The organism is Nostoc sp. (assembly GCF_036916985.1).
Lineage (GTDB): Bacteria > Cyanobacteriota > Cyanobacteriia > Cyanobacteriales > Nostocaceae > Nostoc.
Map to the genome: position 1 here is coordinate 22,420 of NZ_JBALFD010000004.1, position 24,553 is coordinate 46,972.

Below are 24,553 nucleotides of genomic sequence, written 5' to 3' on the forward strand. Positions count from 1 at the left end.
CAGTTGTGACGGGGCCATCTGGGGAAACGCTGCACATCGCGGGTGGTATTCATTGATCTGTATTAAACTGCTTTTGAGGTAATTCGGTCGGCACGGATTTAATGCCAATTAAATCATACTGAAACGATCGCGATTCTACCGCTTACATACTATGAACAACCCCGAAAATCCTCGACTACCCCTGCCGCCTTTCAATAATGAATCCGCCATCCAAAAAGTCAGGATCGGAGAGGATGCTTGGAACACACGTAACCCTGAACTAGTAGTACTTGCTTACACATCGGATAGTGTTTGGCGCAACCGCTCAGAATTTCTATCTGGTCGTAAGGCGATCGTCCAGTTCTTGACACGTAAGTGGCTTAAAGAATTAGACTACCGTCTGATCAAAGAGCTTTGGGCTTTTCAAGACAACCGAATTGCTGTCCGATTTGCTTACGAATGGCATGATGATTCCGGCAACTGGTTTCGTTCTTACGGCAATGAGAATTGGGAATTCGATGAACATGGATTCATGCGATGGCGTATTGCCAGCATCAACGACCTGCCAATTCTGAAGAGCGAACGCAAATACCACTGGATACTAGGTCGTCGTCCTGACGATCATCCCGGATTGTCTGACCTCAATCTTTGAGAAGCCGAAGCAATCACCATATTACCCAGTTTTTATCCTGTAAGAAATCCACTGCTATGAATGCAAACAACGGCATCATCAACCAGATCAGCCCGTATGCAGTGTCCTGCAACCATTGATCGATTAGAAGCCATCCTTCAAGCAAAAGGCATCACCGTTTTTGCCCGTATCGATCAACAGACTGAAGCCGAAAAAGTCGGACTTAGCCTACCTCCGACGCAGTTGTTGCTGTTTGGCAACCCGAAGCTGGCGCGACTACTTCCAGGAACAAAGTCGTCGTCAGGATGTGAAATAGATGCTGTCTTGCATTCCGCAACGCTGTTTAATTTGGTCAAAGTCTAAATAGCGAATTATTAAAAAGGACACCATGACAACTCAAAATGTCACCATTTCAGCCTTGTCCGGGGGCAGTTTTAGTGCCTATCTAGCAGCACCCAGTACTAAGCCTGATGCAGGAATTTTGTTGATTCAAGAAATTCTTGGGGTAAATACTAATATGCGTCAAATTGCCAATGATTATGCTAAGGCAGGCTATTTGGTGCTTGTGCCAGATTTGTATTGGCGACTTGAACCCGGTGTGCAACTTGATGCTGACGATCAGGATCAGTGGTCTAAAGCCTTTGAGTTGCTCCAAGCATTTGATGTGGATAGCGGCGTAGAAGACCTAAAGGCAAGTCTGTCTGTTCTACGGCAGTATTCCAGCAACACAGGCAAGGTCGGCAGTGTGGGCTTTTGTTTAGGCGGCAAACTGGCATATTTCATGGCAACACGTACTGATGCGGATGCCAACGTTAGTTATTACGGTGTTGACATTGAAAAGAATTTAGCAGAAGCGACAAAAATTCAGAAACCGCTGATATTGCACATGGATGAAAATGACGAGTTTGTGTCACCAACTGCTCAAGCGTCCATTCAGCAAGGACTGAAAGACAACCCCCTGGTAACAATCTATCGCTATGAAGGAGTGAGTCATGGGTTTAGTCGCGTGGGTAGTTCCGCTTATCGCCAAGAAGCCGCAGAATTAGCACGCGATCGCACATTGGCGTTTTTGAAACAGCATTTAGGCAGTGGTGTCAAAGCACGTTAGATAACCGGCAGTCTGGAACTTTAGAGGTGTATAAAAACAATCGTATCTTAATGAAGCAAGCTTGGAGAAAAAGTTGAATCTTCAAGGAGCATTTTCTCTGGTTTGAACAACCCGATTAGTTTTTCAGCAAAGTGAAATCCGGGTTAGCTATCGTCCAGTGATACATGACGCAGCAAACTAGATCACAGAAACATAATTCATCCAAACAAAAGGAGAATCTCAATGTCTTACATTACAGTTGGTAAAGAAAACTCTGGCAATATTGATATCTACTACGAAGACCTTGGCTCAGGTCAACCAGTCGTGTTGATCCACGGATTTCCTCTGAGTGGTCATTCTTGGGAGAAACAGGTGGCAATTTTGCTGTCAGCAGGTTATCGAGTCATCACTTACGATCGCCGAGGATTTGGCGACTCCAGTCAGCCATCATCTGGCTATGACTACGACACCTTCGCGGCAGATTTAAATAAGCTAATAACAGAACTCGACCTGCGGGATATCGTGTTGGTCGGCTTCTCGATGGGGACAGGCGAAGTGACTCGCTATCTTGGCAAGTATGGCTCGGAGCGTGTCAGTAAAGCAGTTCTAATGGCTCCAGTACCGCCCTTCTTGCTGAAGACGGACGATAACTCTGAAGGTGTCGATCGCAGCGTTTTTGACGGGATTGAGAAGGCAATTGTCGCAGACCGTCCAGCATATCTATCTACATTTCTCAAAGACTTTTATAACGTTGATGTGTTTCATGGCGATCGCATCAGCGATGATGCCATCCGACTTAGCTGGAATGTTGCAGTCGAAGCTTCCGCCAAGGGAACTCTAGACTGTGTACAGTCTTGGCTGACTGACTTCCGTGATGACCTACCCCACATTGATGTGCCGACCTTAATTATTCAGGGTGATGCCGATCGCATTCTCCCGTATCATTCCACCGGAGCTAGGCTACCAAAGCTGATTAAAGATAGTCGGCTAGTGGTGATACCTAGTGGACCGCACGCAATCAACTGGACTCATGCAGATCAGGTCAACCCTGTACTACTGGACTTTCTCAAACAGGGAAATTAACTAGCATTCCCAAGCCCGCTTTGATCGTGGCTTGAGGTTTTATAAAGCCCCTTCGGGGCGGGTGTGGGGTTAGCGAAAAAAATTAGCCCCGAAGCGAGGTTGATATTGCATCTGGATGGAATGGCACTAAGAAAAGCCTAAAGGCTTGTGTAGTCTTGTTTCCAGCCTCCAGGCTGGGAATGTATTTAAAAGAGGCTCTGCCTCTTGTCAAGCTACTGGAGGCGGAGCCTCCCAGAATGGTTTCCTAGCCTAGAGGCTGGGAACCAGTCAGAGCAAGGGCTGTATCTTTTCTTAGCGCTATTCGCATCTGGATGAAAATGACGAGTTTGTGTCACCAACTGCTCAAGCGTCCATTCAGCAAGGACTGAAAGACAACCCCTTGGTAACAATCTATCGCTATGAAGGAGTGAGTCATGGGTTTAGTCGCGTGGGTAGTTCCGCTTATCGCCAAGAAGCCGCAGAATTAGCACGCAATCGCACCTTGGCGTTTTTAAAACAGCATTTAGGCAGTGGTGTCAAAGTCTGAAATAGTGCGACTACTGCCAGATAATTCGCTGTGGGCGAATTATCTGGCAACCAAGATATTCTGAATCACTGGGAAAACGCTGCATATCGCGGGTGGTTTTTAAGAAAGAGAACGGTGAAAATCAACAAGCAACGAGAAAAACCATGAACATCAACAAGAATGACACCGCAATAGTCGTCATCGATCCGCAAAACGATGTCTTGAGCGAAAAAGGGGTTTCCTGGGATTTGGTGGGTGAGAGTGTTAAAGATAACAACACCGTCGAGAACATCGAGCGAATCTTTAAAGCCGCAAAGCAGCATGAATTCGAGGTTTTTATCTCCCCTCACTATTACTACCCCACCGATCATAATTGGAAATTTGCCGGCAACCTAGAGCAAATGATGCTTGAGGTTAAGGAGTTTGATCGCCGTGGTGCGTTGAGCCTAGATGGATTTCTGGGATCGGGTGCTGACTGGCTCGCTCGCTATAAGCCCTTCATTGAGGATGGTAAGACGATTGTGGCTAGTCCTCACAAAGTCTATGGGCCGCAAACCAACGACCTGGTTTTGCAACTACGTAAACGCAACATCAGCAAAGTCATTCTACTCGGAATGTTGGCGAATCTTTGTGTTGAAGCTCACCTACGCGAATTGCTCGAACAGGGATTTGAGGTTCTTGTTGTCAAGGATGCAACAGCAGCCCCTCGGCATCCGGAACTGGGCGACGGCTATAAGGCAGCACTGATCAACTTTGGGTATATCGCCAATGCAGTTCTGTCTACAGACGAGGTTGTAGCAGCAATGGAGTAATCATCAAACTCATTAATTTTACAACACTCATGAAAACATCTGCGTTGTGAAAGAAGTGTTAGTTGTCGTCCTAGTGATACATGATGCAACAAACCAGATCGCACAAACATAATTCATACAAACAAAAGGAGAATCTCATCGCATCTATCCATCTCCCAAAAATTAACAGAACACTAAATTTATCTACTACAAACAACTGAAAAGGAGAATGTTATGACTCAATATGACTACATTGTAATTGGTGCAGGTTCGGCAGGTTGTGTAGTCGCCAACCGTCTGACAGAAGACAGTGAAACAACCGTGTTATTACTCGAAGCTGGCAACCCAGATACTAAACCGGAGATTCAAATCCCAGCAGAATGCGTCAGCTTACTCGGCTCCGAAGTTGACTGGGCATACTTCTCTGAGCCAGAACCATACCTCAACGATCGCCAAATTTTTTGTCCCCGTGGCAAAGTCTTGGGTGGCAGCAGTTCGATTAATTTCATGATTTATATGCGGGGCAATCATCACGATTATGACCACTGGCAGTCATTAGGGAATCCCGGCTGGAGTTACCAAAATGTACTGCCTTATTTCAAGAAATCCGAGCATCAGCAACGCGGTGCTTCCGAATACCACGGCGTTGACGGGGAATTGAGCGTGACCGATCTCATTGCCCCTGCTGTGGTATCCCAACGCTTTGTCGATGCAGCAGTTGCAATGGGATATCCAAATAATCCTGATGCCAATGCGATGCAGCAGTCAGGTGCAGGACTCTATCAGTTGACAATCAAGGATGGTAAGCGTCACAGCACCGCAGCTGCTTTTCTCTTACCCATTCTCCAGCGTCCCAATTTGACTGTAATCACAAAAGCTTTGGTGACTCGATTGTTGTTTGAGGACACGCGTACCGTTGGCGTGGAATACCTGCACGAAGGAACACTGCATCAAGTCAAGGTTAACCAGGAAGTAATTTTAAGTGCTGGTGCGTTCGATTCGCCTAAGCTGCTGATGCTTTCTGGCATTGGGAATGCAGAACACCTGCAAGCATTGGGAATTCCGGTAGTAGTTGAGTTGCCGGGTGTCGGTCAAAATCTTCAGGATCACCCTGTCGTACCTGTGGTATACGAAGCAACCAAAGATTTACACACAGCCAGCAGCAGTAGTATTGCGGAAGCTAGTTTGTTTTTGCATACTCAGGGTAATGTGGATGCTGCACCAGATTTACAGTTTCTCTTCGGCCCGATTGTGTTTGCACCCCCTGGCTATGCTCACTCTGGTTTAGGATTCACAAGTCTAGTCTGTTTGACCCATCCCCAAAATATTGGGAGTGTCAGTTTGCGTTCATCCGACCCCCAAGACGCACCGATGATTCGGCTAAACTTTCTGCAAAGTGAAGCCGATGTGCAAAAGCTCGTTGCTGGGATTAAATTAATGCGTGATTTGTTCCATACAAGTGCCTTTGATGAATTTCGCGGTGAGGAAGTCGCTCCTGGTAAAGATAAGCAGAGCGATGAAGCACTCGTTGCTTACGTGCGAGAAGTTTGCAATACGGTGTATCATCCAGTCGGCACCTGCAAAATGGGTATCGATCCAATGGCAGTTGTAGACCCACAACTTCGTGTATATGGGGTTAAGGGGTTGCGTATCGTGGATGCATCCATCATGCCAACAATCACTACCGGAAATACGAATGCGCCCACTATTATGATTGGCGAAAAAGCCGCAGATTTAATTAAAGCCGCAGGTGGTATTTCACAGCAAACATCTTTAGCGATCGCCCGAAGCGCAGCGCCAAAGGCGATCGCAAGTTAACACAGAACTGTACAACTTATCTAGCAGAAATGTAACAATTTGAATTTTTTGAACATGAAAATTACAATGACTAGTAAAAAATCTCTTCCCCACGCAGTCATTCCTACGTTGAAGAAACAGCTTTGGGTGCGGAACTAGTATGCAAATTATACCGTTTTACAGAAGTCAAGTATTCTATCTTACAACGGGGAGGCGATCGCAAACTGGATACTGGGTTATCGTCTTGACGATCATCCCGGATTTGTCCGACCTCAATCTTTGAGAATTGGATGGCACTTGCACTTAACGCAGCACTGATAAACTTTGGATATATAGCCAATACCGTCTAATTAGTTTTTCAATACTCTTGAACACAATGAAAAGACTACTAAAAATATCCGCATTATTCCTTGCTCTGCCAATTAGTGTATTAACTAATTGTTCCTTAAGAGCTTCTGCTGACTCTACTGCTGGCATCGTCTTGAGTACGAAATGCCAGGGTGGCTACAACATAAATATTTGGCGGAATTATACTTCAGGTGAACTGCTCTATCGCGCGACCAATCCCAACGGTAATTTAAGTTTGGGTAAAGGAACTAGCAAAGCGACAGAAGGTGTTCGAGTGTATAAATTTCGGAATGGAATTTATGAATATTGGGTATGGGATGGCACGTTGGATAACCCACAGTCTGGAACTTTAGAGGTATATAAAAATAACCGTATCTTGATGCGGCAAAATTGTAGAAAAAGTTGACTTACAAAATTCAGGAGTCAAGAATCAGAATTCTTTTGAATTCTGACCGAAAAAGCGGTGCTTTCTCTGTGAGACGCTTTGCGAACGCAGGGTTAGCAAGCTACGCGTCTTGATTCTGACTCCTGAATTCTGATTCCTGTTAGCAGTAGTGGGGCGTTTAGCCCATTCTGACTTCAACAAACTCAAAGGATATGGAAGTGGACACTCAACACTATGACGATATTATTATCGGCGGCGGCAAGGCGGGTAAAACACTTGCACCAGCGCTGGTCGCTGACGGACGTAAAACCGCTCTGGTTGAACGCAGTTTAAACATGATTGGTGGCGGTTGCATCAATATCGCCTGCATTCCTACTAAAACTATGGTGGCGAGTGCCAATGTAGCAAACACAGTGCGAAACAGTGCCGCTTATGGTGTTAAAACCAATACACCCAGCGTTAATTTAGCAGAGGTGATCCAACGAAAACGAGCGGTTGTGCAAGGGATGCGTGAAATGAACTTGCACAATCTAGAAACGGCTCTTGATAAAAACTTGATCATTGGCGAAGCAAGGTTTGTTGCTCCCAAAACGATCGCAGTAACGACGACTGAGGGGAACAATCGCTTACTTACCGCCGAACGGTTATTTATTAATACAGGCACACGACCGTTAATTCCATCCATTCCCGGACTCACAGAAGTTGAGTTTTTAACGAGTGAGTCGATCATGGAGCTAGAATACTTGCCTGAACACCTGATTGTTATCGGTAGTGGCTATATTGGTTTAGAGTTTGCCCAGATGTTTCGGCGCTTTGGCTGTGGCGTTACTGTCATTGGGCAAAGTGAGCAAATTCTGTCACAGCAAGATCCAGATATAGCGATCGCAGTTCAAACACTGCTAGAACAAGATGGTATTGAATTCTTGCTGAAAGCGAAGGTGTTGAGGGTTGATCGCACTGGTAATGAAACCATCCTGCAAATCCAAGTTGGCGATCGTGAAATCACCCTCCAAGGTTCGCATTTGCTCGTCGCCGTTGGTCGTGCGCCCAATACCGAGAGCTTAAATTTAGCTGCTGCTGATGTGGCAACCGATACACGCGGATTTATTCAAGTTAGCGATCGCTTGGAGACGAACATACCCGGAATTTGGGCGTTAGGCGATATCAATGGCGGCCCGCAATACACCCATATATCGCTCGACGATTATCGCATTATCAAAGCTAATTTAATTGATGGGGGCAACCGGAGTACACGGGATCGATTGGTTCCATCGTGTCTATTCATCGATCCAGAACTGGCTCATGTGGGTTTGACTGAAACTGAAGCACAGCAACAAGGATATGCTATCCGCGTGGCGAAGGTAGATGCGTCAGCCGTTCCTAGAGCGAAAACACTCGGTCAAACTGATGGACTTCTGAAGGCGATCGTAGATACAGATACAGGTCGTATTCTAGGGTGTTCCCTGTTGTGTTATGAAGCAGGTGAAGTGATTTCAACAGTGCAGATGGTGATGCAAGCTCAGATGCCCTACACCGTTCTGCGCGATGGTATTTTGACACATCCCACGATGACCGAAGGGTTAAATATATTGTTTTCCAAGTTGTAAAAAGACAGCAATTGTAGTCCAAGGACTTAGCAAACAAACGACATCTCACTCTTGAAGGTCAAGTAGATATAGCATGATTAGTAAAACATCTAAAGTCGGTATTATTGGTGCAGGTAATGTAGGTGCCGACGTTGCAAATGCTTTAGTTTTACTCGGTAGATGTGTAAGGGTCGTCCTTTTTGACCGAACCTTATCAAAAGCTGAGGGGCAAGCATGGGATATTGAAGACAGCATTCCCTTACTTAAATAGATGGAGATTATACCATCAAATCAGTATGAATATCTAGCTGATTCAGATATCATTATTGTGACTGTTGGGGTGCAGCAAAAACAAGGACAGACGCGATTAGATATATTGAGCGACAATGCAGAGATTATACGTTCGACAATGAAAGAATTGGATCGAGTTGCACCGAATTCAATCGTACTTATAGTTAGTAATCCAGTGGATGTACTCACGCGGATTGCGTAGGCGTAGACCGTCGTAGACATCGCTACTTCCACCAGAGCCGAAAACCTAATTTTCGGTTCGGGAACCATTCTTGATACTGCCAGACTGAGATATCAACTTGGAAAGCGACTAAATATTGCCAAACAAGACGTTCATGTTTATGTGATTGGAGAGCATGGAGACAGTGAATTTGTCGTTTGGTCTAGTGCATTTATTGGGGGAATTCCGTTAACTGAATTTCCCATACCACAAGGAACAACGCTAGAACAAATTCAGCAAGAGTACGCACAGTTAACTCGTAAACGAGGCTATAATAATATTTTTGAACGCAAAGGAAATACAAGCTATGGTATATCAACAGTAGTTTGTCAGTTAGTTGATACAATCCTGCGAGATGAAAAGCAGATATTTCCAGTATCGGCTAGAGCAGATTCTAACTATGGAGTTGGCAGTGAAGTTGTTCTTGGACTTCCATGCATCATTGGCTCAACAGGTATTGAGCGCCAACTGCTGTTATCAAGAAATGCTCTTGAACAACGCTTATTAGAAGAATCAGCCAAGAAACTCAATGAAGCCCATAATTTTTTGCATAATTAGGGGTTGCTGAAAAAGGAAGAAATCGTTCTTTACTTTAGGAGTTGACGCTTAACAAGCGTGTAAGTAAGTTGGCGATAATAAACCAAACCATGTAACGAAAAGTAAAATCTCTGTATTCGGCTCGTAGTTGCGCTTTATAATTAAACCGCAACTACGAGCCAGTAATGATTATTTCCGCTCACCTACTTATTCGATTTCAATCCAAGTTGATTTAGTAAACAAGACCAGAGCGGAGAGCGCGAATCGCTGCCTGGGTACGATCGCCAGCACAGAGCTTCTTCAAAATATTTCGGACATGGGTCTTTACTGTACCTGTGCTGATATATAGTTTTTCACCAATTAGGGAATTACTATATCCATCAACAATCAATTGCAACACCTCTAACTCACGCTCGGTCAATGGTTCAATCTCAATGATTTGCCTGTATTCTGGCTCAATCGCTCGAATGGTAACGGTTTCTGAGCGATCGCAGTCCATCGTCTTAGTAGAACTGATAACTTCTGCTTGATTAGGGTAGACATGTTGAAGTAATTCAACAACTTCTAGTGCAACAGCCGTGAAAGCATGATTGATAGAAGAATTACCAGAATCATCAACTTGACTTGACACGTTTAGATGCTTGAAATCATGCTTAAGTAGAAATAGGGCCGATGTCATAATTCTGTCCTCATCGAAATATGAATTGGTTACTAATTAAATAATTTGTAATTCGTAATTACACTTATTAAAGTAATAAAAATTACCACCAATTATACTGATTTAATAAACGGTATTAAATTTTATCGAAAAGGTCGCTGTGTTTGCATGAGTTCAATATAGGCAATTGACTCTCACTTGTCGTCCACTCAGAGTTTACACTTCTTCCCAACAAAGCGATTGATGAAGCAATCCATCTCAAAATGGCAGCTTGGCTCTAACTAAAGTTGGTATCCAAGTTTGAACTAAAGTACAACTTACAAACTTACGCAGTCATGCTAATCCTTGGTGGATCTGGAGGTAGGGGTTTTGATCAACCTTAAGTTTGAGGCTTTGAGCAATCCTAAGTTGGCGGTAGTAAGCTTATACGGTGGTAAGCCCTCGTTTTAGGGCAATAATGGTTGCTTGGGTGCGGTCTTTAGCCCCCAACTTACTTAAAATTCGGTTGACAAACGATTTGACAGTGCTTTCAGTAATCGTTAAGGCAACACTAATTTCTAAATTGCTCATGCCTTGAGCGACTAATAGCAGGACTTCTAATTCGCGATCGGTCAATTCTGGATTGTTCATGCGCTGCACTAATTTAGCACCAACATGGGGTGGAATATATTGCTGACCGGCGTGAACAGTGCGAATCGCGCTTCGTAGTTCACTGGGTTTAGAATCTTTGAGCAAGTAACCTTTTGCTCCCGCTCGTAACCCTCGATAAATATCCTCATCGCCATCGTAGGTGGTTAATACAATGATGCGCACTGTGTTAAATTCAGTGCAAAGCGCCATAATTGCTTCAACACCTCCCATTTCAGGCATTCGCAAATCCATCAAGGTGACATCTGGTTGCTCTTTGCGAAACAACTCGATCGCCTCAATTCCATTTTGTGCTTGACCAACCACCGTCATATCCGATTCTTCATCAATGATGGCAATTAATCCTTGTTGGACGATGGCATGGTCATCTACGATCAGAATGCGAATGATGTTTGTTTGATTCACGGCTGCTTACTCCCGATTGACAACGACAACAATTTCTGTACCTTGACCTGGATGGCTTTGGATGACTAATTCACCGCCAATTTGCTCTACCCGTTCACTCATACCCAATAACCCAAATCCTTTATTGACAGAGACTTGATCAATGGTAAATCCCTGTCCATTATCTTTAATTCGTAACAAACACTGAGACTCCTCACAAATTAATTCAACGTTAATTTGAGTGGCGTGAGCATATTTAATGGCATTAGTTAATGCTTCTTGTCCAATCCGTAGTAAATGATTTTCCACATTGGGTGGCAAAGGATAGGTAGCACCAATGATTTCACAGGTGATTTGGGTATTTGTAGATAATTTCATTTGATTAGTTAAGCGTTTAAGAGCATCAAATAAATTGCCCTCTTCCAATAGTTTGGGTCGCAGTGCCGTCACTGATCGCCGTGCTTCAGCCAGTCCTGTACGCGCCAATTCATCTACAGTTTCCAGGTGTACTTCTGCTTTATCTGGTTTTTTGATGATGAGTTCCATCGCGGCTCCCACATGCAGCAGAATGCCCGTAAAAGCCTGTGCCAGAATATCGTGTATTTCCCGCGCCATTCGGTTGCGCTCATCCAGAATGGAAGCTTCTTCAGCACGTTTGCGATCGCTGATGTCCTGTCCAATGCCCACAAATAGACGATTGGCAAGTTGAACATTTGCCCAAGCAGTGTTGACAAAGCGATCGTCTTTTGTTCTAATTTTTAAATCTAACCAGGTGCCGGTAGCGGCTAACATGTGGTCTAAAATTTGCTGTCGCTGTTCTGAATCAGAACTACATTCAGCAACTAGATCAATATTGTGCAAATCGGTAGCTGACCAACCCAAAATTTGCTCAAACTGATGATTGATAAACTCAACGCGCCCCGTGACATCGTAAAGCGTAATCATCACCGGAATATGATCCACGATGGTCTGGAGAAGCTGTTTTTGCTGGCTTAAAGTCTCTTGTGCCTGTTTTCGTTCAACAATCTCTTCCTCTAGTTTCAGGGTTCGCTCTTCCACCTTTTGTTCCAACGTGCGGGCGTACTCCTTGAGATTTTCCCACAGCAGATAGGTATTGCTGGTAATGGCAGATCCTACAAAAGCCAGCAGGGGTGGCACGATGATCACCCACCAACCCACTAGAAAGAAACCGTAGGCTCCACCCCAAAGAGCGATGCCCAACAGTACAATTTTCAATCCGGTTTCTCGCGGTGATGAAGCTGTCCAGCCGATGACGGCTCCAATGATTGACCAAACAACGATCCACAGGCATTCCATCGGTTCTGACCAGGTTTGCAGTAGAGATCGTCCATCTAACGCCGCGCTCAACAGTTGGCTGGTTAACAGCGCGTGAACTTCAACACCAGAGGGTACGGCAGTAGAGCCGGTGGTGTAGGACGTAAAAAACTTGTCTTTCAGGCTTTCTGCGGTTACCCCAATCAAGACGATACGGTCACGTACCAAATCGCGTGGCAATCGTCCCTGCAAAACATCCGTGAGCGCGATCGTGTGAAACCCATGCCGGAATTTGGGAAAATTTGACAAAATCTGATATCCGCCTGCATCCATCCCTAAATAACCACCATCATTGGGCTGCAATGGCGTAAAAATGGCTCGACCCAATCGAAACTTCGTCTGTTTAGGGTTAAGAGGTTGACGGTAAATACCTTGTTTGTCAAGGTAAAAGAATGCCAGACGTGCGCCCAGCGTAAAGATTGAGCGATTGTCCTGAGTTCTTAAATATAGCAGGCTGCGGCGCACCCGACCATCTCTGTCCAACAGCAGATCACTGGCGCTGACTTGATCACGCTGTTTTAAGAGTGGTGCGGCTGAAACAACTTCACCGTTTGCCGCTTTAATCACGTTCTCAATCCCAATTAAGTTGGATGTAGTGGTAAAGACCTTCGCTAAGGCTTGATGACCGGGTTCTACAGGTAAATCTCGAAAGATGTCTAATCCAATGACTCTCGGTTGCTGTTGTTTGATGGATGAAATAAGTTGAGCCAGCACCGCATCAGACATGGGCCATTTTCCAAGCTGCTTAATATCTGACTCATCAATTGTCACAAGGACAATCCGCGAATCAACTGGTTCAGAGGGACGCAAACGAAACATCTGATCCAGCGCGATTAGCTCCATGAATTGCAGTGCGCCAGTTAACCGTAAAACCAACAAACTCCCAGCAATGCTGGGGACTGTGATTAAGACCCCATTCCATCGCCAAATTTGCTGTTTCAGAGTTGTCCACATAAGTTAAGGCGATCGCTCAACGCGGGTTTTCTTTCTCTAAGTTGCTATTAATCATGGTATCGACTCCCCCTGATTGCAACAGTTCACGCCAAGCGGTGTTGATACTTGGGTCATTCATTTGGCTGCGCCTCAACTGATACAGAACGGCAAGAGCATCGTACCAGACATCTGCTTTCTGATAGAGTGCCACCTGTTCTTTGAGTGATGCTTGCTGAATTTGACGTAAGCGAGCGGAGTCGAATTCAATGCGCTGAACCATACCTGTGACAAAGCGATCCTCCAGGCGATCATTTGGATTGCAAATGATGGCAAACGACCAGGTATAGGGCTGACCTACAGTTAAAGGCGGTGTTTGGGTTGGCAGGGTGAGGTTGATCAGGTTGGGAGTGTTGGTCAAAGCAACCGTGGTGCGATAAATCCCGCGACTCTCTCGACTGCGGAGGCTAAATTCTGCATTCTTCGCGCTGGTTTTTGGCACGTAGACGAGAAACGTAGGGCGCTCTGATAAGGTGAAGCCTGGTTTAGTTGTGGGGCTGAGGGCAGTCAGCAACGGGCTGCTTGTTGCCGCTTCCACATCTTGAGGGCAGTTGGATGGATCACGCCGTCCCCCTGCCGATGAGCTATCTGGATTTGTGGGTGGCGGTGGTGGATTACTCTGGGCGAGTTGGATGGTAGATTGATTCGCAAAGAGAGATTGGGACGGGGTTGGCGAAGCAATACCGGGCGCGATCGCCAGTTCTAACGTCAGAACAATGCCAATGGGCAGACGATACAGCAGGGTTTTGAGGTGAGACATCACGTTTTTACAACCAATTTCCTAAAAGAACAAACGGTGCCCAGTAGTAAGGCGAGGTGTAATCGTCTTGATGCAACAAGCTGATCTGAGCGCGACGCAACGCCTCGGCTTTCGTCACTTCGGGCTTTCCTAACTCACGATAAAACTCAATCATCAAAGAAGCTGTGGAGCGATCGCCCACAGACCACAAGGAAGCGATGGTACTGCGCGCTCCCGATCTCACTGCCACACCTGCCATCCCCAGGGCTGCACGGCGATCGCCCGTTGCCGTTTGGCAGGCACTGAGAACTAGCAATTCGATCGGGTTGAGTTTTCCTTCTCTAGAACGAAGCAGTTGATCCAATTGTCTAACGTTAATGCGTCCATCCCAGGTCAAGATGAAGGTTTTGTCTGCATTCGAGCTAAACTCGCCGTGGGTTGCCAGGTGAACGATGGCTGAACGATTAGAATCAATCGTTTTTTCAAATGAGCCATTTGTGAATGATTGATCTAGCAGCACTTGCGCTGGAATTTCTGATTTAACTTGAGCAATTTCCACTGCAACATTGGGCAATGCCGCAAATCCTCCCCGCGCTTGCGTCAATCCGGCTAATAATCCTTGCAACCGTTGACGCTCCAGTGGTTGGGTTTGAAGCAACTGGAGACCGGGAGTTAGCGCGATGCTATATTTTTCAATCAAATACTGCTGACCATCGTGCAGGGCTGCCATTGGCAAACTACGCAGCAATCCATCAGGCACAAATACGAGGGTTTTGATCTCACTTGTCGCCAGTTCAGCCGCGAACGGACGCAGGAGCAAATTATAGACCTGTTGAACACTAGGCAACCAATCTTCCACAAAGGCTGTAGGTCTAAGCGATTGGCGCATCTGTGTCAAAATGCGTTCTACTTCAACTTGCAGAACGGGCGTTTTGTAATATCGCAAAGGCTGATTGGGCAACGCCAGAATCACCGCCAACTGGCTGGGCAGAATCATTGGATAGATCACTGCCCCATGAGGATCAATCTGGTCAATTTTTACCGGACGGGCATTGGTGCAGGCTTCTCGGAAGAAGTTGTCGAGTTCTGCCAACTGGAGTGCTTCGATCGTCTCGCGTGCCTGTTTCAGGTTTTCCTGGCTGGGTGCATCACCGTCAGACTGCAACAGCAGTTCCACAAATTGTCGATAGACAGGTTCGACACTTTCTCGGAATGAAAACTGCACATCCTGGCTTACCGCAACCAGATCACTACGGAGGGATTGCAGCAATTTGACCGCTGAACCATAGGCGATCGTTGCATTGTGCAGATTTCCAATGGAAGGGCAGGGCTGTTTACCTTGACAAAAAATTCGTCCCAGCTGCCACTGCCACTGATAGGCAATGTCGGGGGCATCAATGGATTGAGCTAGACTCAGTGCTTGTTGGGTTAGAGTTTTAGCATCGTTCCATTGATGGGTTGTTTCATACAAACTACCCAAAGCGCCAAGGGCATAGGATTCAGCACGAGAATCACCTGAAGAACGAATTTGTTGAATCGCGATCGCTAGTTCTTGAGCTGAGGTTTGGAGCCATTGAGCCACGAATTTGGGAGTAGATGAGGCGGATGGATTACTGGTTGAAAGTCTGAAATGTTTATCCGTTTCATCTGTTTTATCATCCGTTGCCAACTTGATCAGGCTTCGAGCTAAATTGATGCGGGTATATGCCGCCAGACGACCAGGCGGTAACTGGGCAAGCTGGGATTGAATTTGTGTAAATAGACGTTGAGACTCTACTGGTCGAGCGCTGTCAATTAGCAAACTTAACTGGGCAAGTTGAATCTGAGTTTTTGCGATAAGGGAGGGAGCGATGACGATCGCTTTTTGATAAAAAGCTAGGGCAGTATCTGTGTCTCCCTGAGCGCGGGTCGTGTTACCCAGACTCAAGAGAATGCCGCTGCGCTCAGATGCCGATTGCGGTGTATCGTCTTGCAGTTTCTGGGCGATCGCTAGACTCTGCTGCAAAACAGTCCGAGATTGAGCCAGGTTGCCCACTAACCTCAAAAGCTTACCCAGATTTCGCAACTCCGTCACCTTAAAACGACTATCAGGCTGATTTTGCAGCGACTGTTCTACTTGTGTCAAAAGATTGGCTGCTCGTTTGTAAAGTCCGTCTGCTTGTAAGGCTCTGGCTTGATTAATCTGGCTACCGAGAATACCAGTGATGTCGCCTGCTTGGCGATAGGCAGCGATCGCTGCTTGCCAGGTTTCAAAAGCCTCGGATGCTTGACCATGAGTGAGTTGTAACTCTCCCTGGATAGTCAACACTTGGGCAAGCACGGAAGCAGTCTGTGAATTGGCTACCGAGTTTTGGGCGGTTAATAGCGAGATAGCTTGCTCGATCTTCCCTTGAGCTTGTGTCTGCTGTCCCAGATCATTAAATGCAATGGCAAGAAAGCTGCATACCAGCCCCTGATTGAGACGATCGCCGCTAGTTTCGTAACGAGCGGCTGCCTGTTGCCAGAGGGCGATCGCATCTGAAAGTTGCCCTGCCCTATAGCGTTCTTCTGCCTGCTGCACAAGCTGGGCTGGTGGAATTGTAGAATACTGAGGAGACTGGGATATAATTTCTACAGATTGTCCTTGGTTTTCTACCTTGCGGTCATGAGTGTCATCTAGCGCAACCGTAATTCCAGTATGAAGGCCCATTGCGATGAAAAACCCTACCAGAGCAAATCGAAAAGATTGTAGCCACCCCCGATTTAACGAGAGGCGCTGCATTTTAGACAATCCCTGATTGATTCGCCTGTTCCTGTATCCTTGATTCATCTCAGGTATGAGGCTCTCTAGTACTTGCGTAAACAGCTGTCTGTTTGTGACATCCCAAGTAACATCATCGCAGGTTTTGTTCAATCAAGCTAGGGAAGATGAGTAAGTTTACTTACTTAAGCTGTTTACCGACTCAGTGCTGAGTGCTGAGTCCTGAGTGCTGAGTCCTGAGTAAATTAAGAAATACTCAGTACTTTTGCACTTGGTAAATGCCCCGCCCCTTGTGGGCGGAATCTTTATAATACTGGAGAAGGTTGATACCCCACCCCTCTCTGCGAGACGCTGCGCGAACGTGGGTGGTCTTTTTTTAACTCAGCACGGGCTAAACGCCCCGCTTCCGCTAACAGCACTCGGAACTCAGCGCTATCTACTGCTTTCCCCTCGTGAACAGACTCCTGACCATTTCAACCGATTCTGCACCGTTGGGTCACGAGTGCTGGCAACCAGGGAGATTTCTCCAGTACGAGTTATCAGCCATCTGGTAGCTTCGATGATGGGGGTGTGGGGAAGTGCAGGAGAATTAAGAAGTGAAGCAGTTTCCGTGTCCCCTTGTCCTGCCCCATCTACCTGTTGATTTGCAACCAGCCTGCGCCGATCCTGCCAGTTGGCATCATCATCTAATTGCTGTTCCGGTGTAGGCGGCAAGCCTCCGCGACCGCTGATCACGAAAGAATTCCCTTGATTGGCAGGACACCCTTGGGCAATCAAACCAGAACGATCTACAAAGTCAGTGGGCAACGCGACTAATCCAGAAGTTGGGTCAATGCCTGCGGTGTTCACATTGGTCGTGCCACTCAGCGCAGAGGTCGCACCTGTTGCAGTGATATCACTCAAAGGGGTGGAAACCAAACGGGGCTGGATACCAAAGATTGAAAAGGCGTTGATGCGAACATTACCACCGCGAAAGTCTTCAGAGTTGGCGCTGATGTTGCTATCTTCGTTCGGCACCGCCACCAAAAAGCGCGTATCGATCCCAATGTTGCCGCCAGGAATGTTGGCTCCTGTAGCATTCGTTGTAATGTTGCTGCCATTGCGTAAGAGAATCAGGGGCGATCGCAAATTAATATTGCCTCCACCCCCCGATGTGTCGGCTCGAATGCTGCCTTGATTTTTGAGAAAGATGCGATCGGCATCGACAAACAAGTTGCCTGCACTGCCGGTACCCGAACTGCTGACAGTGACTTGTGCCTGGTTTTGGATGTTGAGGTTTCGAGTGCGGAGATTCAAGTTTCCACCATCGCCGCTGGCATCCGTTCCAGCAGCAATCACCGAACCGTTCCCGGTTAACGTAATGGAGTCAGGGGCAGTAATGGTCAACTCTCCTCCCTTCCCCCTGTTGAAAGTGGAGGCAGAAATCTGTGCGCCATCCTGAAGGTTTACCCGCACACTTTGTCCGTCACCGCGTGGCTGAACGGTCAAATTGCCTGCATTTCCAATGCTGTTGGTGCCAGCAAATAAACCACTGGTTGCTCCACTGAGTTGCAAGTCAGGCGTATTCACCGTGATGTCACCTGCACGACCGTTACTTGACGTAGTGGTAAGCAGTTGCCCACCACTACTCACGCCCACCGTGTCGGCGCTGACGGTAACATTGCCCGCATCTCCATCACCAGAGGTAGAAGCGGAGAGGCGAGCATTATTGAGAACTGAAAGCGATCGCCCTCTAATGTCAATATTGCCTCCCTTGCCCACTCCACCTTCAGAAAGCGTGCTGATGGCATCCCCTCTATCAAACGAAACAGCATCGCTTGCTTGAATCTGGATATTGCCAGCATTGCCTTGCGATCGAACGTCTGTGATGATTTGCCCTTGCTCGGAAACCGAGAGTGAACCTGTGGTGATGGTGACATCTCCTCCATCTCCCACCGAGCCTTGTGTTGCTGTGGTAAACACCCCACTGCGAAGAAAAGTATTACTAGGGACTGTACCACGAATCTGTACAGAGTCACGTGCCTGAATGGTGACACTACCAGCATTTCCCCGTCCATTCGTGGCAGTATTCAAAGCACCTCCATTGATTAAAGACAGCAAGCCAGTGGTAATCATCAAATTTCCACCTCGGCCAACCCCGCTTGATTCCACTTGTGAGAAAATACTGCTTGCAAATGCACCATCTAAAGATCCACCATCTAAAGAAACTTGATCGCGGGCGTTGATAGTTATGCTGCCTGCATCTCCCTGTCCAAAAGTGGAGGAAACCAGTTGAGCGCCCCCTGTGAGCGACAATGACCTGGTGGTGAGGGTGATGTTGCCCGCATTCCCCTGCCCCTGAGCATTCGTGTTGATTCTCCCCTGGTCAGAAACAGAGAGTGAGCCTGTGGTGATGCTGACATCCCCTCCGCCTCCCACAGCGCCCTCCGCCGTCGTGGTAAATACACCACTGCGGTTGTCGGTAAGAGTAGGAGATACGCCACGAATCTGTACAGAATCACGCGCATTAATGGTGACGCGACCTGCATTGCCTGTTCCACCGACGTTATTGGTATACAGGGCACCCCCGTTGGTCAAAAACAGCGAACCAGTTGTGATCGTCACAGCGCCCCCTTCACCCACAGCACCCCGAAACACTTGCGTGAAGATAGAGCTAGTGAAGGTTCCATCATCACCATCAAAAGAGACGCGATCGCGAGCATCAATATTCACGTTGCCTGCATTTCCCTGTCCAGGCGTGTAAGAAATCAGTTGAGCGCCCCCTGTGACAGAAAGCGATCCTGTGGTGATGTTGATATTGCCAGCGTTACCAACACCGTTATTTGGATAGACGATATTGAATATAGAACTGCCATAACCAGAGAAAGAGACAGTATTATAGGCATTAATATTCACGTTGCCTGCATTCCCCTGTCCAGCTGTGTAGGAAACCAGTTCAGCTTCCCCTGTGAGAGAAAGTGATCCCGTGGTGATGTTGATATCGCCACTGTTACCGACTCCATCTGGTTCCACGTCATTGAATATAGCAGTGTTACTACCATCAAAGGAGACGCGATCACGGACATTAATATTCACATTGCCCGCATTTCCCTGTCCAGCCGTGTAGGCTTGCAGTTGAGCGCCCGTTGTGACAAAAAGCAACCCCGTAGTGATGTTGATGTTGCCTGAATTACCCGTACCGCCAGAACGCACTTCGTTGTCGATGACGCTGTCGTCAATCAGGTTTATTGCTTCTGTCGCATTGAGCTGAATGTCCCCCGCTTGTGCGCCTGCAAAGCCCAATCCGTCGCTGATTCCCGCCCGAAGTCTACTCCCTTCGCTCAGGCTCAAGTTCCGAGCCGTGACGGTAATACTCCCGCCACCCCCCGCACGAACATCTATCAGAGCGCTGTTGCTGAAGGAAATATCTGCTTGCGTCACATTATCGGAAAAACTCAACCGCCAATCACCCGTCGTTTCACTCAGTCCCACTATCCCTTGTCCAGCTAGGGCACCCAACTCCACTCGACTGCCCGGACTCACGATTTGCCCACCGTCTAACTGGACATCGCCACCAACTAGCAACAGGCTTTGACCCGCTGGCACCTGTAGTCCTATTCCGTTGTTTGCTGTCGATCGATTGATGATGGCTTGCGCTGCCAGTTGATTGAAAAACAAGGCATTGGGATTAACGTTCAAGAGTTGGCTGGGTAACGGTTGCGTTGTATCGCTGCTGAATACTTCGCCGTTGGGAAACCCGATCGCAGTCGCAGTCGTCGCCACAAACGAACCGCCAATATTGAGTGACGCATTCGGACCAAACAAAATCCCATTGGGGTTCAGCAGAAACAGATTTGCCGTCCCGTTTGCCCGAATTAAGCCATTAATGTTCGAGATTGACCCACCCGTAACGCGACTGAAAATATTCCGCACATCAACCGCATTGTTGAAGTAGGCAGACCCACCCGTGGGAATCGAAAACTGGCTAAAGCTATGGAACAGGTTGCCACCTCGCCTTGCTCCTCCATCAATTTGCACGTTGGGGTTACCAGAAACTTGCGATCGCTCTCCCACAGGTAGCGTCGCATCGGGAATCACCTGAGCCGCGCTCGACTGGGCACAAAGCAATTTACTCACGATACTGACCGTCAAAACCCAGGCTTTTAAGTGCGATCGGTTCATCTTGCTACCCTCATGCCGTTGTTGTCCTTTGAATCATAATGTGAGAAAAATTTTTAACCATTGGAAAAAATTTAACGAAAATTCAGGCTTTCGTGTGACTTAAAGGAAAAGTTTGCCGTAATGGCAAGCTTATACTGGGAGCAATGCGATTTTGTGAGATGATCCCACCTGGAGAGCGATCGCTAATCAAATCTTACGTATGCAATGAATATTTAATACAACAATCTAAATAATATTTTTTAGAAGACACCTCAGTTTCGGAATTAATCACAACATCGACTTTCGATTGCTGCACTGAGTTGCGATCGCTATCCCGTTGTACTGTTCCCAGTACCCGCAATCTCTTCCCTTCCACTTGGCAATCTGTGTCGCTGCACTGCCTACCCCTCTGCACCAATGACGACAAGCAAAGTTTCGCCCGCTTGTGCTTGGGCAGCTTCCATAACACACACCCAAGCGGTCACATAAGTTACCCCAACCGAGGCAGCTTCCTCCATACTCAATATTCTCGGTTTTGGTCGAACCGCAGCGATCGGCAACAACAGAAATTCAGCATGAGTCCCATCCCGCGTGAACCCCAAATCGCCGCCTGTCCACCAAACTTCTCTGCTAATCCAATCTTGAGCGCCTGCAACAACGACTCCGGCAAAGTTGCGTCCAGGAATATGCGGCAGAGTTGTAATATTCTTCATTGCGCCCTGGATATTTTTGACATCAACTGATTGCAGTATTCAGAACGATATAGCTTATAATCACTCAAGATTTTGACGTTAAGCAGGAACTTAAATTCACTTTTAGTAAAAAGGGAGGCGATGGGCTTAAGTGCTGCCAGAGGCGATCGCGACTCAGTTCGATGTATTGTTTTATCGATTGGATCGCTCAAATGTATATAACTGTGAGTGACTAGGGTGTTGACTTTGTGAGAAATCAGCCTAAAATTTTTCATGCAATTTCTGTGTCGTCATTAAAAATGTCACCAAGGGGAGCCACTGCGTTGAGCGGCTTTGCCGACTTGAAGCATGTGGCGTTGTAACTGCAACCCACAGCCAAGCTTGACTCTTTTTTGAATTGCGTCCATCAACGTTTCCCTGAGCAAAGCTTGTTTCATCCGCCCCAACTACACGCGAGTTTTGTAGCGATCGCACTAGTTTCTTAGAGGAAAAAAAGTTAATACTGCGTAGCTTGCAGCCGTTGGCATCGCCCCAATCAAGCGAACGCGAGTAGCTTCTCGTAGAGGGGAAATTCCAAGCGGGAGCAGCCGTAGTGAATGTTTTATTGATCAACCTTGGCTATCAAATTCACCAATTTCAGATCCAGGGACTCGGCTACCTTGGTTACTTCCGCATTGCCAAACTGCCCGAACAGCGACGAGGGTAAATCATATTCAACATAAACCGACTGATCCGCTGCTTCATACACCAGCAGACGTAAGGGCGCGTACAGCGCCGCTCGGATGTCGTGCTGTGTCATTTGAATGGCAATCAACGGATTGCCTACCACATACTGCTTGGCCTTTTTAGGCGTACCCACTATAGTCAACAGCTGGCCGTGGTTTTGGATATCAAACAGAATTAAGTCCTCTTCGCCTCCCCTAAGCTTCAGGTGCGCTTCGACGAATGCCGGTTCTGCTCCTACTTTTTGAATAATCGTTGGGTCTAGGCGGCCCAGCGCCACTTCAAGGTTCCGGGTAAAATCGTCAAAGGTCGAAGTCACTTTTACCACTTGGTGGTTCATGTCAATGATGGTTCTCATGGCTGTTATGTTGTATAACCGAATCTAGTTTTTAAACAGACGTGTTTTAATTTGTGATGAATCTGATGAGAATATCATCACCTTCTGAGTAGAATAAGCGATGTCTGCGACGGGCTACGCCTACGCTTCGTTGGTAGCTGGGGCAGCGATCGCACTGACAACACTGCACCCTCTACTTGTTCCACGGTAGCTTTGTCCCCATCTCGGTAAATGCCGAGAATACCAGATACATCACAAGCAGACCAGCACTGATAATGAAGAGTGCTGAGTTCCTCGGCTTAGAGTGCTGAGATGAAAGACCGCGCCACAAGAGGCGGGGTATCAACCTACAAACGAATTGTTGATTCCGCTTGACTTCGGGCGGGGCTTTTACCATACTGCAAAAGTACTGAGTATTCAATCGTCTTTACTCAGCACTCAGCACTCAGTACTCAGTATGGTAAACCTTTGAGTACTACTACAATTCCAAAGAGCATGACCGAATACTGACTGGTGATGACGGAGATTGTCGGGGGTGGTACTGCTGTTGACTCAAAGGCAGGGGGGAGCGGGGGGTTCAGGTTTTATCTATGTACTTCACTTAACTGAAATATGCTATATTTTACAGCATAAAACCAAAAATTATGACAAACAATATCATTGACAGAATTCATCACTTTAACCTTGGACGCAACCCAAAATTACTTGAATTAAAATACAAGGCAATGCGTTCTGATGTTTTTACTTTTTATCGTGGCACATGTCATTTATTTTACGAAGACTTCCCTAAAGATTCCCCACTGAATGCAGCCCCGCCAGTATGGATTTGTGGTGACTTGCACCTGGAAAACTTTGGTAGTTATAAAGGTGATAACCGATTAGTTTACTTTGACATTAATGATTTTGATGAAGCCTGTCTTGCTCCTTGCACCTGGGATGTGGTGAGATTTATTACTAGTGTAATAGTTGGCTCTCACGCGTTGAAGGTGAATGAATCAGAAGCATTGCATTTAAGCAATTCCTTTCTTGATGCTTACAGCAATGCTTTAGCTAAAGGTACTGCTAGAAGTGTAGAAAAGGAAACCGCTTCGGGCTTAGTTAAAGATTTATTAAGGAGTTTAAAAGACCGCCTTCGCCCAGAATTTTTAGATCAGCATACCAAGGAAAAGAAAGGTAAGCGGCACTTAATTATTGACAAGAAACGCGTTATGGAAGCCACAGAAGCAGAACAGCAAAAAATCACAAAACTCATCTCCAATTGGCACAAATCTACACAAAAAGATGCTAATTTTTATCAAGTTTTAGATGTACAACAGCGAATAGCTGGTACAGGTAGTTTAGGGTTAGAACGTTATGCAGTTTTGGTAGAAGGTAAAGGTTCTCCTGATGGCAATTATCTCTTAGATTTGAAGCAAACAAAAACTTCCTCATTACAACCCTATTTAACACTACCTCAGCCGGATTGGTCGAGTGAATCTGCACGGGTAGTAGCTATCCAACAACGGGTGCAAGGAACCCCACCTGCTCTTTTAGGGGTAATAGTTGAGGGGAATAAATCTTATGTTTTGCGAGAGTTGCAGCCAGTACAAGATCGGGTGAGTTTACAGGCGTGGGATGGAAAGCTGGAACGTTTAGAGAAGTTGATGCAGACAATGGGTGAAGTGACAGCGTGGGATCAATTACGCAGTGGTGGTAGACAAGGTTCTGCGATCGCAGATGATTTAATCAAGTTTGCTCACTTATCTGATTGGCGTAATCAAATCTTAGAGTATGCAATCAGCTACTCTTTGCAAGTAGAACTAGATTACCAAGAATTCTGTCAAAAATCATGATTGTGCAAACTGCCTGCTGAAAAGCAATCGCACTCAGTGACTTTAGTCATATTTTTGAATTTTTACTCGCTCTGTGATCGCCCCACCCAATTCTT

Annotated in this window: 24 protein-coding genes and 1 pseudogene; 13 read left to right on the forward strand and 12 right to left on the reverse strand. The window is 46.6% G+C overall.

Annotated features, from left to right (window positions below; all coding sequences use genetic code 11):
• Window positions 1-151: 151 nt before the first annotated feature.
• The 7 genes from V7L07_RS00515 to V7L07_RS00545 all read left to right on the forward strand — a co-directional run bounded on the left by V7L07_RS00515 (window position 152) and on the right by V7L07_RS00545 (window position 5,894).
• Window positions 152-631 (forward strand): nuclear transport factor 2 family protein, encoded by a 480-nt coding sequence (locus V7L07_RS00515; RefSeq protein WP_335054058.1) that lies wholly within the window; start codon window positions 152-154, stop codon window positions 629-631.
• Window positions 632-727: 96 nt separating this feature from the next.
• The gene (locus V7L07_RS00520; protein WP_335054060.1) at window positions 728-973 is read left to right on the forward strand and encodes a DUF302 domain-containing protein; all 246 of its coding nucleotides are present in this window, start codon (window positions 728-730) and stop codon (window positions 971-973) included.
• Between the two features lie 25 nt (window positions 974-998).
• On the forward strand, window positions 999-1,718 hold the full coding sequence (locus tag V7L07_RS00525; RefSeq protein ID WP_335054062.1) for a dienelactone hydrolase family protein: 720 nt from the start codon (window positions 999-1,001) through the stop codon (window positions 1,716-1,718).
• 222 nt (window positions 1,719-1,940) lie between these two features.
• A complete protein-coding gene (locus V7L07_RS00530; RefSeq protein ID WP_335054064.1) occupies window positions 1,941-2,780 on the forward strand; it encodes an alpha/beta fold hydrolase in 840 nt (279 codons plus the stop codon).
• Window positions 2,781-3,087: 307 nt separating this feature from the next.
• Window positions 3,088-3,306 (forward strand): dienelactone hydrolase family protein, encoded by a 219-nt coding sequence (locus V7L07_RS00535; protein WP_335054164.1) that lies wholly within the window; start codon window positions 3,088-3,090, stop codon window positions 3,304-3,306.
• Window positions 3,307-3,449: 143 nt separating this feature from the next.
• Window positions 3,450-4,097 (forward strand): cysteine hydrolase, encoded by a 648-nt coding sequence (locus tag V7L07_RS00540; protein WP_335054066.1) that lies wholly within the window; start codon window positions 3,450-3,452, stop codon window positions 4,095-4,097.
• A 213-nt stretch (window positions 4,098-4,310) separates the two neighbouring features.
• Window positions 4,311-5,894: a GMC family oxidoreductase gene (locus V7L07_RS00545; RefSeq protein ID WP_335054068.1), complete on the forward strand. Its 1,584-nt coding sequence runs from the start codon at window positions 4,311-4,313 to the stop codon at window positions 5,892-5,894.
• A 103-nt stretch (window positions 5,895-5,997) separates the two neighbouring features.
• Here V7L07_RS00545 and V7L07_RS00550 read toward each other — a convergent pair whose 3' ends face one another.
• Entirely contained in the window at window positions 5,998-6,213 is a 216-nt protein-coding gene (locus V7L07_RS00550) for a hypothetical protein (RefSeq protein WP_335054070.1), read from the reverse strand.
• 36 nt (window positions 6,214-6,249) lie between these two features.
• On the opposite strand from V7L07_RS00550, the gene V7L07_RS00555 reads away from it, so the two are divergent.
• From V7L07_RS00555 to V7L07_RS00575, 5 genes are all read left to right on the forward strand, one after another.
• Window positions 6,250-6,627 carry a hypothetical protein gene (locus V7L07_RS00555; RefSeq protein ID WP_179068804.1) on the forward strand — a complete coding sequence of 126 codons (378 nt, stop codon included), beginning with the start codon at window positions 6,250-6,252 and terminating at the stop codon, window positions 6,625-6,627.
• Between the two features lie 191 nt (window positions 6,628-6,818).
• Window positions 6,819-8,213: a mercuric reductase gene (locus tag V7L07_RS00560; RefSeq protein ID WP_335054073.1), complete on the forward strand. Its 1,395-nt coding sequence runs from the start codon at window positions 6,819-6,821 to the stop codon at window positions 8,211-8,213.
• Between the two features lie 73 nt (window positions 8,214-8,286).
• Complete coding sequence (locus tag V7L07_RS00565; RefSeq protein ID WP_335054075.1) at window positions 8,287-8,463, forward strand: hypothetical protein; 177 nt, start codon at window positions 8,287-8,289, stop codon at window positions 8,461-8,463.
• On the forward strand, window positions 8,464-8,685 hold the full coding sequence (locus tag V7L07_RS00570) for a lactate/malate family dehydrogenase (protein ID WP_335054077.1): 222 nt from the start codon (window positions 8,464-8,466) through the stop codon (window positions 8,683-8,685).
• Window positions 8,686-8,751: 66 nt separating this feature from the next.
• Complete coding sequence (locus V7L07_RS00575; RefSeq protein ID WP_335054166.1) at window positions 8,752-9,261, forward strand: malate dehydrogenase; 510 nt, start codon at window positions 8,752-8,754, stop codon at window positions 9,259-9,261.
• Window positions 9,262-9,472: 211 nt separating this feature from the next.
• Here the strand turns inward: V7L07_RS00575 and V7L07_RS00580 are convergent.
• The 11 genes and pseudogenes from V7L07_RS00580 to V7L07_RS00630 all read right to left on the reverse strand — a co-directional run.
• Window positions 9,473-9,724 (reverse strand): annotated as a pseudogene (locus V7L07_RS00580) (helix-turn-helix domain-containing protein); the annotation flags it as partial.
• A 597-nt stretch (window positions 9,725-10,321) separates the two neighbouring features.
• On the reverse strand, window positions 10,322-10,951 hold the full coding sequence (locus tag V7L07_RS00585; RefSeq protein WP_335054079.1) for a response regulator transcription factor: 630 nt from the start codon (window positions 10,949-10,951) through the stop codon (window positions 10,322-10,324).
• 6 nt (window positions 10,952-10,957) lie between these two features.
• Window positions 10,958-13,219, reverse strand: a complete 2,262-nt coding sequence (locus V7L07_RS00590) for a CHASE2 domain-containing protein (RefSeq protein ID WP_335054081.1) — start codon at window positions 13,217-13,219, stop codon at window positions 10,958-10,960.
• 16 nt (window positions 13,220-13,235) lie between these two features.
• Complete coding sequence (locus tag V7L07_RS00595) at window positions 13,236-14,015, reverse strand: DUF928 domain-containing protein (RefSeq protein WP_335054083.1); 780 nt, start codon at window positions 14,013-14,015, stop codon at window positions 13,236-13,238.
• A 7-nt stretch (window positions 14,016-14,022) separates the two neighbouring features.
• Window positions 14,023-16,683 (reverse strand): CHAT domain-containing protein, encoded by a 2,661-nt coding sequence (locus V7L07_RS00600; RefSeq protein WP_335054085.1) that lies wholly within the window; start codon window positions 16,681-16,683, stop codon window positions 14,023-14,025.
• Window positions 16,684-17,166: 483 nt separating this feature from the next.
• Window positions 17,167-20,895: a two-partner secretion domain-containing protein gene (locus V7L07_RS00605; protein WP_335054088.1), complete on the reverse strand. Its 3,729-nt coding sequence runs from the start codon at window positions 20,893-20,895 to the stop codon at window positions 17,167-17,169.
• Between the two features lie 193 nt (window positions 20,896-21,088).
• A complete protein-coding gene (locus tag V7L07_RS00610; RefSeq protein WP_335054090.1) occupies window positions 21,089-21,250 on the reverse strand; it encodes a hypothetical protein in 162 nt (53 codons plus the stop codon).
• A gap of 25 nt (window positions 21,251-21,275) precedes the next feature.
• Window positions 21,276-21,587 carry a hypothetical protein gene (locus tag V7L07_RS00615; protein ID WP_335054092.1) on the reverse strand — a complete coding sequence of 104 codons (312 nt, stop codon included), beginning with the start codon at window positions 21,585-21,587 and terminating at the stop codon, window positions 21,276-21,278.
• Window positions 21,584-21,841 (reverse strand): hypothetical protein, encoded by a 258-nt coding sequence (locus V7L07_RS00620; protein ID WP_335054094.1) that lies wholly within the window; start codon window positions 21,839-21,841, stop codon window positions 21,584-21,586. The genes V7L07_RS00615 and V7L07_RS00620 overlap by 4 nt, the downstream gene beginning before the upstream one ends.
• On the reverse strand, window positions 21,828-22,178 hold the full coding sequence (locus tag V7L07_RS00625; protein ID WP_335054096.1) for a hypothetical protein: 351 nt from the start codon (window positions 22,176-22,178) through the stop codon (window positions 21,828-21,830). The genes V7L07_RS00620 and V7L07_RS00625 overlap by 14 nt, the downstream gene beginning before the upstream one ends.
• Complete coding sequence (locus V7L07_RS00630) at window positions 22,168-22,647, reverse strand: DUF302 domain-containing protein (protein WP_335054098.1); 480 nt, start codon at window positions 22,645-22,647, stop codon at window positions 22,168-22,170. Before V7L07_RS00630 ends, V7L07_RS00625 begins: the two co-directional genes overlap by 11 nt.
• A gap of 623 nt (window positions 22,648-23,270) precedes the next feature.
• Between V7L07_RS00630 and V7L07_RS00635 the strand changes: the two genes are divergently transcribed.
• Window positions 23,271-24,458 carry a DUF2252 domain-containing protein gene (locus V7L07_RS00635; RefSeq protein ID WP_335054100.1) on the forward strand — a complete coding sequence of 396 codons (1,188 nt, stop codon included), beginning with the start codon at window positions 23,271-23,273 and terminating at the stop codon, window positions 24,456-24,458.
• Window positions 24,459-24,553 lie beyond the last annotated feature (95 nt).

What these genes read in the sequence shown, in the direction of transcription:
- V7L07_RS00515 (WP_335054058.1), top strand. Translation starts at nt 152, where the DNA reads ATGAACAACCCCGAAAATCCTCGACTACCCCTGCCGCCTTTCAATAAT.
- V7L07_RS00520 (WP_335054060.1), top strand. Translation starts at nt 728, where the DNA reads ATGCAGTGTCCTGCAACCATTGATCGATTAGAAGCCATCCTTCAAGCA.
- V7L07_RS00525 (WP_335054062.1), top strand. Translation starts at nt 999, where the DNA reads ATGACAACTCAAAATGTCACCATTTCAGCCTTGTCCGGGGGCAGTTTT.
- V7L07_RS00530 (WP_335054064.1), top strand. Translation starts at nt 1,941, where the DNA reads ATGTCTTACATTACAGTTGGTAAAGAAAACTCTGGCAATATTGATATC.
- V7L07_RS00540 (WP_335054066.1), top strand. Translation starts at nt 3,450, where the DNA reads ATGAACATCAACAAGAATGACACCGCAATAGTCGTCATCGATCCGCAA.
- V7L07_RS00545 (WP_335054068.1), top strand. Translation starts at nt 4,311, where the DNA reads ATGACTCAATATGACTACATTGTAATTGGTGCAGGTTCGGCAGGTTGT.
- V7L07_RS00555 (WP_179068804.1), top strand. Translation starts at nt 6,250, where the DNA reads ATGAAAAGACTACTAAAAATATCCGCATTATTCCTTGCTCTGCCAATT.
- V7L07_RS00560 (WP_335054073.1), top strand. Translation starts at nt 6,819, where the DNA reads ATGGAAGTGGACACTCAACACTATGACGATATTATTATCGGCGGCGGC.
- V7L07_RS00565 (WP_335054075.1), top strand. Translation starts at nt 8,287, where the DNA reads ATGATTAGTAAAACATCTAAAGTCGGTATTATTGGTGCAGGTAATGTA.
- V7L07_RS00570 (WP_335054077.1), top strand. Translation starts at nt 8,464, where the DNA reads ATGGAGATTATACCATCAAATCAGTATGAATATCTAGCTGATTCAGAT.
- V7L07_RS00590 (WP_335054081.1), bottom strand. Translation starts at nt 13,219, where the DNA reads ATGTGGACAACTCTGAAACAGCAAATTTGGCGATGGAATGGGGTCTTA.
- V7L07_RS00595 (WP_335054083.1), bottom strand. Translation starts at nt 14,015, where the DNA reads ATGTCTCACCTCAAAACCCTGCTGTATCGTCTGCCCATTGGCATTGTT.
- V7L07_RS00600 (WP_335054085.1), bottom strand. Translation starts at nt 16,683, where the DNA reads ATGGGCCTTCATACTGGAATTACGGTTGCGCTAGATGACACTCATGAC.
- V7L07_RS00605 (WP_335054088.1), bottom strand. Translation starts at nt 20,895, where the DNA reads ATGAACCGATCGCACTTAAAAGCCTGGGTTTTGACGGTCAGTATCGTG.
- V7L07_RS00615 (WP_335054092.1), bottom strand. Translation starts at nt 21,587, where the DNA reads ATGAAGAATATTACAACTCTGCCGCATATTCCTGGACGCAACTTTGCC.
- V7L07_RS00620 (WP_335054094.1), bottom strand. Translation starts at nt 21,841, where the DNA reads ATGAAAAATTTTAGGCTGATTTCTCACAAAGTCAACACCCTAGTCACT.
- V7L07_RS00630 (WP_335054098.1), bottom strand. Translation starts at nt 22,647, where the DNA reads ATGAGAACCATCATTGACATGAACCACCAAGTGGTAAAAGTGACTTCG.
- V7L07_RS00635 (WP_335054100.1), top strand. Translation starts at nt 23,271, where the DNA reads ATGACAAACAATATCATTGACAGAATTCATCACTTTAACCTTGGACGC.